Source organism: Psychrobacter pacificensis (assembly GCF_018336615.1).
GTDB classification, from domain to species: domain Bacteria; phylum Pseudomonadota; class Gammaproteobacteria; order Pseudomonadales; family Moraxellaceae; genus Psychrobacter; species Psychrobacter pacificensis.
Map to the genome: position 1 here is coordinate 1,175,242 of NZ_CP048752.1, position 12,386 is coordinate 1,187,627.

11 protein-coding genes are annotated in these 12,386 nt (G+C 44.2%); 8 read left to right on the forward strand and 3 right to left on the reverse strand.

What is annotated here, in order from left to right; all coding sequences use genetic code 11:
• The first annotated feature begins 30 nt into the window (after window positions 1-30).
• Window positions 31-315: a pyrimidine/purine nucleoside phosphorylase gene (gene ppnP, locus GYK50_RS05090; RefSeq protein ID WP_186474260.1), complete on the forward strand. Its 285-nt coding sequence runs from the start codon at window positions 31-33 to the stop codon at window positions 313-315.
• Between the two features lie 22 nt (window positions 316-337).
• Here the strand turns inward: ppnP and GYK50_RS05095 are convergent, their stop codons facing one another.
• Window positions 338-538 carry a hypothetical protein gene (locus tag GYK50_RS05095; protein WP_186474262.1) on the reverse strand — a complete coding sequence of 67 codons (201 nt, stop codon included), beginning with the start codon at window positions 536-538 and terminating at the stop codon, window positions 338-340.
• A 202-nt stretch (window positions 539-740) separates the two neighbouring features.
• Here GYK50_RS05095 and GYK50_RS05100 point away from each other — a divergent pair, with 202 nt between their 5' ends.
• From GYK50_RS05100 to GYK50_RS05130, 7 genes are all read left to right on the forward strand, one after another.
• On the forward strand, window positions 741-1,859 hold the full coding sequence (locus GYK50_RS05100; protein ID WP_093068457.1) for a DNA topoisomerase IB: 1,119 nt from the start codon (window positions 741-743) through the stop codon (window positions 1,857-1,859).
• A 267-nt stretch (window positions 1,860-2,126) separates the two neighbouring features.
• On the forward strand, window positions 2,127-3,830 hold the full coding sequence (locus GYK50_RS05105; protein ID WP_071001840.1) for an AMP-binding protein: 1,704 nt from the start codon (window positions 2,127-2,129) through the stop codon (window positions 3,828-3,830).
• A 72-nt stretch (window positions 3,831-3,902) separates the two neighbouring features.
• Window positions 3,903-4,709, forward strand: a complete 807-nt coding sequence (locus GYK50_RS05110; RefSeq protein WP_071001839.1) for an SDR family NAD(P)-dependent oxidoreductase — start codon at window positions 3,903-3,905, stop codon at window positions 4,707-4,709.
• Window positions 4,710-4,816: 107 nt separating this feature from the next.
• Window positions 4,817-5,158, forward strand: coding sequence for a L,D-transpeptidase family protein (locus GYK50_RS05115; protein WP_228724567.1), 342 nt, complete (start codon window positions 4,817-4,819; stop codon window positions 5,156-5,158).
• A gap of 298 nt (window positions 5,159-5,456) precedes the next feature.
• Entirely contained in the window at window positions 5,457-8,054 is a 2,598-nt protein-coding gene (gene clpB, locus GYK50_RS05120; RefSeq protein WP_212564377.1) for an ATP-dependent chaperone ClpB, read from the forward strand.
• 208 nt (window positions 8,055-8,262) lie between these two features.
• Complete coding sequence (locus tag GYK50_RS05125) at window positions 8,263-9,528, forward strand: PQQ-dependent sugar dehydrogenase (protein WP_071001837.1); 1,266 nt, start codon at window positions 8,263-8,265, stop codon at window positions 9,526-9,528.
• A gap of 167 nt (window positions 9,529-9,695) precedes the next feature.
• Entirely contained in the window at window positions 9,696-11,339 is a 1,644-nt protein-coding gene (locus GYK50_RS05130; RefSeq protein ID WP_093068229.1) for a BCCT family transporter, read from the forward strand.
• Window positions 11,340-11,460: 121 nt separating this feature from the next.
• Here the strand turns inward: GYK50_RS05130 and GYK50_RS05135 are convergent, their stop codons facing one another.
• Both GYK50_RS05135 and GYK50_RS05140 read right to left on the reverse strand, forming a co-directional pair.
• Complete coding sequence (locus GYK50_RS05135) at window positions 11,461-11,802, reverse strand: hypothetical protein (protein WP_071001835.1); 342 nt, start codon at window positions 11,800-11,802, stop codon at window positions 11,461-11,463.
• A 206-nt stretch (window positions 11,803-12,008) separates the two neighbouring features.
• Window positions 12,009-12,368, reverse strand: a complete 360-nt coding sequence (locus GYK50_RS05140) for a DUF3144 domain-containing protein (RefSeq protein ID WP_071001833.1) — start codon at window positions 12,366-12,368, stop codon at window positions 12,009-12,011.
• Window positions 12,369-12,386: the final 18 nt, after the last annotated feature.

A 12,386-nucleotide genomic window follows, 5' to 3' on the forward strand; every position in this document is an offset into this window, starting at 1 on the left:
ATACCAACTAACATGTAATTAAGGAAGATTATGCCAAGCGTAAATAATTATTTTGATAATAAAGTCACTTCGATTGCTTTTCAAACAGCAACCAAGCCTGCAACAGTAGGTGTTATGGAAATTGGTGAGTATGAATTTGGCACCAGTGAGTTTGAAACCATGAGCGTGGTGAGCGGTGCATTGACGGTCAAGCTACCAGAGAGTGATGAGTGGCAAACGTTTAACGCTGGCGAGCACTTCACCGTTGAAGCCAATCAAAAATTCCAAGTAAAAGTTGACGTCGAAACCGCTTATTTATGTGTATACGGTAAATAATGACTTTTATTGTAAAGTAGTATCAAAATAAAAAAAGCCAAGCATTTGATGCTTGGCTTTTTTTGGTGGGTATTTCATTCTCGAGCTTACCCTTATCAAGCAGATTGCGCCACGTCGTCTCCGTCGTGTTTGATGGCAAACTGGTTTCATAGAACGTGAGATAGTTTTGCCATAAGTGCGCCCAAAGATCATGATCGGCGAGGGCGAGTGGCTTTATTTTCATAGGAGAATGATTTATTTTTTATAAACTTAAGTCGTGAGTAGTGCTGAATTAAGCCTTAAAAGTACAGCACTTAGAACCCGTATCGCTATTTTTATCACTGCTTTATTTTACACAGGATTACACTTTGTCCGTGGCAAACAAACAGCAAAAATAAGCGCAGTTGATTATGCTAAAACCATAAAATTATTAGATGAGTGTTGTTATGGGCAAAACAAACGAGCAGTCGACGACGCAGGATGTGCGCCATGACTATGAGCGTCTCGCACGCCGTGCCAATCTGCGTTATGTGAGTGACGACGAACCAGGTTATGAGCGTAGACGTTGGGGCCGCGGCTTTACCTATCGCGATGCAACGGGCAAGACAGTCAAAGACAAAGCATTGCGTCAGCGTTTTGATGCATTGGTGATACCGCCTATGTGGTCGGAGGTGTGGATATGCCAAGACGAAAAAGGTCATCTGCAATCGACAGGACGCGATGAAAAATCACGCAAGCAGTACTTGTATCATCCCTTGTGGAATAATATTCGTGACCAAGCCAAGTTTGATGCGATGATAGGCTTTGCAGAGGCGCTGCCCAATTTACGCGCGCAGGTCGAGACAGATTTGGAAGCAGAATCATTGTCACGCACCAATGTACTCGCTGCCGTGGTCAAATTGCTTGAAACCACGTTGATTCGTATTGGTAATAGCCGCTATGCCAAGCAAAATAAAAGCTATGGTCTGAGTACGCTACGTAGTAAGCATGTCAGCGAAACGGATAATGGACTGGCGTTTGATTTTGTCGGAAAAAGCGCCAAAGAACACCACATTGAGCTGCAAGATGAGCGTTTGATTGACATCGTGCAGGCATGTTCTGAGCTGCCGGGCTATCAAATATTTAAATACTTAGATGACAATGGACATAAACAAGTCGTCGACAGTAGCGATATCAACGACTACTTGCGAATGCATACATGCGGTATGGACTGCGAAAGCAAATTATATAGTGCAAAAGATTTTCGAACATGGATGGCAAGTGTACTCGCGGCAAGTTATCTATATGATGAGCTACAAACGACGGCAGGCGCTAACATACTTGCCAGCGCACCAGAAAGTGCTGAGCGTCAGCAGCTGGTCACCGATATGGTAAAAAGCGTGGCGGCAGAGCTGGGCAATACGCCAACCGTATGCCGCGCGTCGTATATTCACCCCATCATTATTGAGCGTTTTTTGGCAGGGGAATTTTATGATGACTACAAACAAGCACGCCGCGGTCGTACGAAAAAATACCAAAGCTGTGAGGAGAAAGCCTTACTAGGTTTTCTCAGTGCTGATCGTTAAATATCGATTCTTGAGAAAGTACTTCAAAAATAATTTAAATATTTGATCCTACAAGTTTTTTAAGTTTACTATTAGCTATTTGATGATAAATAGTTATAGGTCATGCTTATTTATATAAAATAAAAATGATACGTTATGTATTGAAATAAGTATAAAAATACGTTACTAATAGAGCATGTTAAATACAAAGATATTAAACGGTCTATAGGATGTGACCGTTTTACAATATGAATATCATTTTATCTGCTATTGCTAAAGGATTAGCTTATGAATACCGCTTCTCAAACTCCTACCCTCAGTCACACAGATGCTTCAACGACACCAAAAAACTATACCGATTATTATAATAATTTTGACATGGATACATTGCTGTCAGAAATCTTTGGCGAACATGTCGACGATCGCTTAAATGCCTATATGGCGTGCTGTGGTCGTCATGTCCGTGATGGCCGCGCGGATAATGCTGCACTGGTACACGAAGATACGGCAGGCAATGTCACGCGCATGAGCTTTGGTGAGCTTGATAAAGCCAGTGCGCAAGTCGCTAACTTACTACAGTCGTATGGCGTAAAAGCGGGGGACAAAGTAGCGACGATGCTACCGCGTACACCTGAGCTACTGACCGTTGTATTGGCAACATGGCGCATCGGCGCGGTATATCAGCCATTATTCACCGCTTTTGGCTATGACTCAATCAAATATCGCATGGATAAAGCCGATACCAAAGTCGTTTTTACCAATGTAGAGAACCGCAGCAAGTTTGATGATTTGGCTGTGCAAACCAAAATGGTATTGGTCGGCAGTACTGAAGATGCTCAGACGTGGGGTGACGATCACTACCGTCAGTCCATGGAATCACAGGCGCAAACGATAGAACCCGTTATGCTCGATACGGATGCACCATTTTTGCAGATGTTTACCTCAGGGACAGTCGGTAAGTCAAAAGGCGTGAGTGTGCCATTATCAGCCTTACCTGCGTTTTATCTCTATATGCGTTATGCCATTGACCTACGCGCAGACGATCAATATTGGAACATGGCCGATCCTGGCTGGGCGTATGGATTGTATTACGCCATCACAGGGCCACTGCTATTAGGGATCACGACTTATTTTAATGAAGCAGGATTTGACGCGACCAATACGCGCGACTTTATGATGCGTCATCAGATCACCAATTTGGCCTCTTCACCAACGGCATTTCGTATGATGAAATCCAGCGGCGTTTTTGACAACGTTAATGAAGACAATAACGCCAAACTCGCTTTGCGCTGTGCCAACTCGGCAGGGGAAACATTGAACACCGAAGTCGTTAACTGGGTCGAGACCTATCTGGGCTGTCAGGTAAAAGATCATTACGGTCAAACAGAAACGGGCATGACGTGCTGTGCGCATCATGCGCTAAAACACGAATCACCAGTTGGCTCGATGGGAATGGCGCTACCAGGTCACACGCTGGTCGTATTGGATGATAATATGAAGGTACTACCAGATGGTGAGCAAGGACAGTTAGCAGTCGTGGTTAGTCAGTCACCTGCGTTTTATTTCCGTGGTTATAGCTGGAATGAGAAGCAAGCCTTTGTAGATGACTACTATCTGACAGGTGATGTGGTTGAGCGTCATAGTGACGGCAGCTATTGGTTCTCAGGACGTGATGATGACATTATCATTACGGCAGGTTACCGCGTGGGGCCTACTGATGTCGAAAACACCGTCTTAGAGCATGACGCAGTGGCAGAATCTGCGGCTGTGGGCGTGCCAGACGAAGTGCGTGGACATACGATCAAATCTTATGTGGTATTAAAAGAAGGCGTCGAAGGTAGCGAGCAAATCGCCAAAGAAATTCAAGAGCTGGTGCGTAAACGTCTATCCACTCATGCCTATCCACGTGAGGTCGAGTTTGTGACCGAGTTACCAAAAACACCAAGTGGCAAAATTCAACGCTTTTTGCTACGCAGTTTATCTGCCGCGTAACTACCCGATAGAGCGTTTATAGATAATTCATAGAAAACAGCTAATAAAAAATGAAGATTTAAAGGAATAATCATGCAAATTCAAGAAAACAGCTTTTTGGTCACAGGTGGTGCATCAGGTTTGGGTGAGTCAGTGGCTCGGGCAATTGTCTCTCAAGGCGGCAACGTCGTCATCGCTGATCTAAACGAATCAGCAGGGCAAGCACTGGTCGCTGAGCTGGGTGATAGTACGCGCTTTGTGCGCTGTGACATCACTAAAGGCGATGAAGTACAATCAGCGGTTGAAATGGCAGAGTCAGCTTTTGGCGGCTTACAAGGCTCAATCAACTGTGCGGGTATCGTAGTGGTACAAAAGCTACTGGATTGTGATAACAATCCGGCAGACCTTGAGTCATTTAGCCGCGGGGTCAATGTCAATCTGGTCGGTTCATTTAACGTTGCGCGTTTGGTCGCGGCTAGCATTGCCAAACGCATAGCGAATGATAGCAATGCAGGCGAGCATGCAGAAAAAAACCATGTACAAAAGAATGTAGATCAAGGCATTATTATTAATACAGCTTCTATCGCAGCCTTTGATGGTCAAGTGGGTCAAGCCAGCTATTCTTCTTCCAAGGCAGGCGTGGTTGGTCTGACCTTGCCGCTTGCTCGTGAGCTGGCACGTCATGGCATCCGCGTTATGACCATCGCGCCAGGTGTCTTTGCTACCCCGATGATGGAGAGCATTCCTGAAAAAGCTCGCGAGCAGCTAGAAGCAGGCGTGCCTTATCCCAAACGTTTGGGCGCTCCCAATGAGTTTGCCAAGCTGGTCACTCATATCATTGATAATGCCTATCTAAATGGTGAAGTCATCCGCTTAGATGGGGCAATTCGTATGGTGTAACATTTGAGTAATTCATTCGTTTTGCACAAAACTTATCTAAATAGTCTGACATAGTGCTTTGATACATATGATTAATGACAAAAAACTCATCATGAGGATCAAAGCCTATGTCATTTTTTTGCAAAAAAACACACTCATCAGATAAGCTGAGCCCATATAGCTGGCTGATCAGTATTGGCGTTACTGTCGTTATCAGCGCCAGTGTTATTGCACATCGCTCTATCCATATTAGCTATCCAAATGATGAAGACAAGGCACGAGCGAAGTCATTAGAGGTCAATCCGGGCGGCGACATTATGATTCATGGGCAAATGAATGGCTTTGGACATTTGGGCTGGTTGAATCAACGACGCGATTGGACCGATGGTTGTATCGCGGTGACCAATACCGAGATGGATGAGATTATGGTATCGGTGATACTTGGTACGCCTATTGAAATCGTGGAGTAGCATAGTCGGATTATGATTGGGTCTATACTCAATAAGTGCATTGCTTATTACCATATTCAACGGAGATTTCTCTTGAATTTACAACAATAAAATGGCATTTCTTACCTACTAATTTCCTTTATCTGGTATTAATAGCCCATTTAAATATTGTTAATAATAAATATCATTGTCTTAAGTAAGGTTTTATTGATTTGTTGTCTTGAAATAACCGTATGCATACCTTATATAAATGACAGATAACAGTGACGCCAGAGATGAACGCGATTACTGATAATACCAATTATAAAAGGATATAAACATGAGATTTGAGAAGTTTACGCAAAAACTGCAATCGGCGATTCAAGAAGCTCAGAGCCTAGCGTTAGGTCGTGATCATACGGGCATTGATCCTGTGCATTTGCTTGCGGTATTGCTACAAGATGAATCTAATTTATCTATCTGCCAACAAGCAGGCGCTTCTATTCCAGCGCTAAAAAATGGCGTTGCCAAAGCACTCGATAACCAAGCGACCATTTCGGAGCCAACAGGTGACGTCAATCTAAACCCAAACTCAGTCAAAATTCTGAACTTGGCAGATCGTCAGGCGCAAAAAGAAGGCGATGATTTTATTGCGACTGAATGGGTCATGTTGGCACTCGCTGAGCAAGGCGAAACCAAAAAAATATTTGAAAGTGCAGGTGTGACGGCAAGCAAACTAAAAGCGGTCATTGAGCAGCTGCGCGGTGATGATACGGTCAATAACCAAAACGCTGAAGATCAGCGTGATGCACTCAACAAATACACGATTAATCTGACTGAGCAAGCAGAGCTTGGCAAACTAGATCCAGTCATTGGCCGTGACGAAGAAATTCGCCGTACCATTCAGGTACTGTCGCGCCGTACCAAAAACAACCCTGTGCTCATCGGTGAGCCGGGCGTTGGTAAAACAGCCATCGTAGAAGGCTTGGCACAAAAAATCATCAATGGCGACGTACCAGAAGGTCTGCGCCGTAAAGAAGTGTTGTCATTAGACTTGGGCGCGCTGATTGCAGGGGCAAAATTCCGCGGTGAGTTCGAAGAGCGTCTAAAAGGCGTACTGAGCGACTTGGCCAAACAAGAAGGTAATGTCATCTTATTCATTGACGAGCTGCATACCATGGTGGGCGCAGGTAAAAGCGACGGCGCGATGGACGCAGGCAATATGCTCAAACCTGCTTTGGCACGCGGTGAGCTGCACTGCGTTGGTGCGACCACCCTTGATGAGTATCGTCAGTACATCGAAAAAGACGCTGCGCTTGAGCGTCGTTTTCAAAAGGTTTTGGTCGATGAGCCAACGGTCGAAGATACTATTGCGATATTACGGGGTTTAAAAGAGCGTTACGAGCTTCACCATGGCGTCGATATTCAAGATAGCGCCATCATTGCTGCTGCGCGCATGAGTCATCGCTATATCACTGACCGTAAGTTACCAGATAAGGCGATTGATTTAATTGACGAAGCGGCCAGCCGCTTGCGCATGGAGATGGACAGTAAGCCTGAATCATTAGGTAAGCTCGATAGTCGCCTCATTCAGCTAAAAATGCAGCGCGAAGTCCTCAAAAACGAAGAAGATGCTGGCGCGCAATCAGAACGTAAAGTGCTCGATGCGCAAATAGCAGAGCTAGAAAAAGAATACGCTGATCTTAATGAAGTTTGGCAGGCAGAGAAAGCATTGGTCAAAGGCAGTCAACAGCTAAAAGACGAGCTAGATAAAGCCCGTATCGCTTATGACAAAGCCAGCCGCGAAGGTGACTACGAGACCATGAGTAAGCTGCAATACGAGACCATTCCACAGCTTGAGCGCCGTATTCATGAGTCTGATTTGGCTGAGCAAAAAGAGCAGACAGGTGAAGGTAGTGGTGTCAAATTGCTACGTAATAAAGTCACCGACAATGAAATTGCAGAAGTGGTGGCAGCCGCCACTGGTATCCCAGTCAGTAAAATGATGCAAGGCGAGCGTGACAAAATGATCGCAATGGAAGAAAAGCTCCATGAGCGTGTTATCGGTCAAAACGAAGCGGTCGAATCGGTGGCCAATGCGGTACGTCGTAGCCGTGCAGGATTATCTGATCCCAACCGTCCTTCAGGCTCGTTCTTATTCTTAGGACCTACAGGCGTTGGTAAAACTGAGCTGACCAAATCACTAGCGAACTTCTTGTTTGACTCTGAAGATGCAATCGTACGTATCGACATGAGTGAATATATGGAAAAACACAGTGTCAGTCGTCTTGTAGGGGCACCTCCAGGTTATGTCGGTTATGAAGAAGGCGGTACGTTGACTGAAGCGGTACGCCGTAAGCCATATAGCGTCATATTGTTTGATGAAGTAGAAAAAGCGCATCCAGATGTGTTCAACATCTTGCTACAAGTATTGGACGATGGTCGCTTAACCGATTCGCAAGGTCGGGTGGTAGATTTCAAAAACACCGTCATTATCATGACCAGTAACTTGGGTTCGCACAAGATTCAGGAAATGGTTGGCGAAAGTTACGAGGATATTAAAGCGGAAGTAATGGATTCTGTTGGGCAGCATTTCCGTCCAGAGTTCGTCAACCGTATTGATGAAATCGTAGTATTCCATCCGCTTGGTATGTCGCAGATGGCAGGTATTGCTGATATTCAATTGAATCGTTTGCGTCAGCGCATCCAAGAGCGTGAGATGGATATTGAGCTATCATCAGATGCCATGAATAAATTGGTTGCCGTGGGCTATGATCCTGTTTATGGCGCTCGTCCTTTGAAGCGTGCTATTCAACAGGAGATCGAAAACCCATTGTCATTAAAACTCTTGGCGGGCGACTTTGTCGCGGGTGACATCATTAAAATCGATGTGGGTAGTGATGACCAACTGACTTTTGATAAGCTTAGAATGAGCTAATGTCATTGGCTTTGACGTCTTTATGACCTCACGATACTCCCACAACAAACCCCTTATCTACAATCGTAGGTAAGGGGTTTTTCGTTTATGGTGGTATTTTGCGTTACTGTTTTTTTACCATTTAAATATCTCTTAAATATCAAGACTATGCTATAAATAAATGGATGACCAATAAAATAAATGCCAATTGGATAGAAAGGACAAAACCATGACAACCCCTATTGAACGTGTAAGTCTGCCCTTAACATCGCCGTTACTCATTGCGGCTTTATTGTTTAGTACATCAGCTTGCTCCAATCCTGCAACCGTCAATACCAGCAACAACGTACCAGAACAGAAAGAGAGCCAAACCTCTAAAGCAGATATGCGGACAAGTGATGCTCAAGTTAGCGCAGACAAGCCTGAGTTTACAACCAAAGCGGTCGCCACTTTTGATGAGCCTTGGGCTATGACAGCACTACCCAGTATAGATGGCAAAGCGCCCAAACTACTAGTGACGCAAAAAACAGGAGAGTTATTCATTGTAGACACGGCGACGGGTAGCAAGACACAAGTAGCAGGCATCCCTAAAGTGGCCTATGGTGGTCAAGGTGGTTTGGGAGATATTATATTAGCACCAGATTTTGCGACTTCTAATGCTGTATATATCAGCTACGTAGAAGCAGGAAAGGGGGGTGATAGTAATAAGTTTGGGGCAAAAGTAATCAAAGCGACACTGGCAGGATTAGGCACAAATGCGCCCACACTACAGGTCATCACGCCTATTTGGGAGCAATCTCCAAAAGTCACGGGGCAAGGTCATTATAGCCATCGCTTATTGTTTTCACCTGATGGACAGTATCTATATATCAGCTCAGGAGAACGCCAGAAAAAAGAGCCTGCACAAAATATGAGCATGAATCTAGGTAAGATTATTAGATTGTATGCTGACGGCTCGGTTCCAAAGGACAATCCATTTGTCAATGATAGCAATGACATTGCCTCTCAGTTTTGGACAATGGGCAATCGCAATGTGCTCGGCATAAGATTTGATGAAAGCGGCAGGCTTTGGGCAAACGAGATGGGGCCAAAGGGCGGTGATGAATTTAATCTGATTGAAAAAGGCAAAAACTACGGCTGGCCGATTGTATCAAATGGTCGTAATTATTCAGGTACACCAATCCCAGATCACGACACTCGCCCTGAGTTTGAAATGCCTAAAATCACATGGACACCCGTTATTTCACCGTCATCACTGAGTCTATATACGGCTGGTAGCCACAATGACTTTCCAGCATTACAAGGCGATTTTTTAATCAGTGGTTTATCTTCAAAAGCGCTTATTGTCGTAAGTGTCGATGAAGATGATAGTGCTACTGAACGCTATCGTTATGACATGGGTGAGCGTGTTCGTAGCGTGCTGGCAGTCGATGGACAAGTGTGGGTATTGGAAGATGGTGATGGTGGACGATTACTCAGATTATTGCCTAAATAACATCATGATAAAGCTGCTTTTAGATCTGTATTTATGTAGACCTTTTAAAAAAAACTATCAATCTTATTAGAATAATTTAAAGGTTTTATCAAGTTTTATTTTGTAATTGATTGATAGTTAAAGCCTATTTTGTTAAGGTAATATTCCTTAAATTTTGAGACTTGCACATGGAAGAAGTAAAAGTAGGCAGATTAGGACCTTTTCCACGGGTGAGTAAACCTGTGTTTATTACATCGTCACTGTTGATCGTTGGATTTATTATTTTCGGCGCACTTTTCACTGAAACAGCAGGGGCGGTTTTTAGTTTTTTACAGAATTTTATTACCGATAAGTTCGGTTGGTTATTTATTATCTTAGTGAATACAGCGCTTGGGCTTTGCATTTACTTAGGAATGAGTCGCTATGGTGATATTCGTTTAGGTAACCAAACGGAGCGACCACAGTACAATCTGTTTTCTTGGATTGGTATGTTGTTCTCTGCTGGTATTGGTATTGGCCTTGTCTACTGGGGTACAGCGGAGCCGTTGTATCACTTTATGGCACCACCAATGGGCGAGGCCGAAACGGTTGAAGCCGCAAAGCAAGCGATGAATATCTCATTTATGCATTGGGGTCTACACGCTTGGGGCATCTATACGATTGTGGCACTGTCGTTAGCGTATTTTCATTTTCGTCGCGGTTTGCCTTTATCGATTCGCTCAACTTTGTATCCTTTGCTCGGCAAAAGAATCTATGGTCGCTGGGGGCATACGGTCGATATCTTGGCCGTGTTCGGTACGATGTTTGGTGTGGTCACCTCACTCGGGCTTGGAGTGATGCAGATCAATGCGGGACTTGAGAAACTATTTGGCATGCCGAATAGTCTCACTGTACAGTTCGGTTTGATAGCTTTCATCACAGCGCTTGCAGCCGCTTCCGTTATGATGGGTCTGGATAAAGGTATTAAGCGCCTTAGTGATATCAATATCGGTTTTACAATCGTTTTATTGGTATTCATGGTGGCTTTAGGGCCAACGCTCTTTATCTTTGATAGCTTTATCGAAAATATCGGCAACTATCTGACTGTACTCGTGCCTTTGGGTACGTGGGGCGAGTCTTATAGTGGAACAGATTGGCAAAGTGCTTGGACGATATTTTATTGGGCATGGTGGGTGAGCTGGGCACCATTCGTTGGTATCTTTATTGCCCGTATCTCTCGTGGTCGTACCATCCGTGAGTTTACGTTTGGGGTACTGTTAATCCCTATGCTTATCTTGTTCTTTTGGTTCACGACCTTTGGTGGCGTAGCGATTCATATGGAGCTTGCCTCTGCTGTGACAGGTATTAGCCCAGGTTTGGTTGAAGCAGTACAAGCAGATACCGGTAGCGCAATCTTTAAGCTAGTTGAGTACTACCCACTAGCCAAACCGATTACGTTAATGATTGTTGTCATGATTATGCTTTGGTTTGTGACTTCGTCAGATTCGGCCAGTTTTGTTATCGATATGCTGACCGCTGGTGGCGATACCAATCCACCAAAGATTCAGCGTTTGTTTTGGGCAACCACAGAAGGCGTTATCGCTGCCATATTGTTAGCGGCTGGTGGATTGTCTGCTTTGCAGGCAGCTGCCATCGTAGCAGGATTGCCATTTGCTTTAGTGGTTTTTGTCATAATGTATGCGTTGTTACGCGGATTAGGACGTGATCGTCTGATTCTTTACCGTGCGCAGCAAAGCTATATCACAGATGAGTCAGCAGATCATAACTCTGCAGATGAGTTTGTTGATGAGCATTTACTCAAAGGCCCACCTAAGATTGTTAAGGGTGACTAAGCAGTAAAATCGTTATTTTAACCATTGTTCTAATCATTAATAGAAGCCCCAATTTATTTTTAAATTGGGGCTTCTTTGTGGCTACTCAAATATATTTTTTGGAATGAAGTATTCTTATGAATTAACTGCATTCACCTTTGGTATAACTAATGGCCTCAGGTATGTTACAGGCCGAGCAAGCATTACCTGCCGTACGGTAGCTTATCACTGAGCCAACTTTCGTTTTTACACAGACTGGATCATATTGCATGGTACACATGGTCTTCTCAGAGCGAGAGGTTGGACAGTGAGTTAAGGTGTTTTCAAGCATTTGACTGTTATCTGTTGCAGGTTGCGTGGGAGTAACTGCGCCAGGCGTAGCGCTGCAACCCGCCAGTGCTAATACCAAGGAGACGACAGCTAATGATGGTTTGAGGGATTGCGCCAGTGTAGGCAGTGATAATTTAGATAGCGTTTTTTGCATGATGTGATGTCCTTATTTGCAAGCGTTCTATTACCGCTCGTCACGTTATTGATAGATCGATATAGCACTTAAAGTTTTATAATAACTAATGAATGGCTATGGACTCAATAACATAATACAAAAAACCCAAGCTTGAGCGGCTTGGGTTTTTTGTTAAATACAGATGATTGTCACAGCAGAATATCTACCTAGATAAGAATAGCAACTTATTCAGCTGGCTTATCATCTTTGTTTAGCTGCACATATTTATCGAAATTTTGTGCATAATCTGTCAAATTGTCACTTAGCATCTGGCGATATTGTTTGACATAAAACTCGACGATATCGTCTTTTTCTTTGGCAAAATCATCGGCTTTCACGAAGCCAATCGAGGCCACAGAGGCGCTGTAGCGTGCGGCAGCATATAACAAAGAAGCACCTACCTGTCCTGAATGGGCATCAGGGCCTAGCTGACTATTGGCGACACCGATGATAGCATCAGCGCGTTGGTAAAACGCCTGCATTTCAGGGGTGATTTCAATGCTTGCATCCACATTGTTGTCTTGAGTGTTGCTGTCTTGAGACATAAGCTGCTCCTAATAATA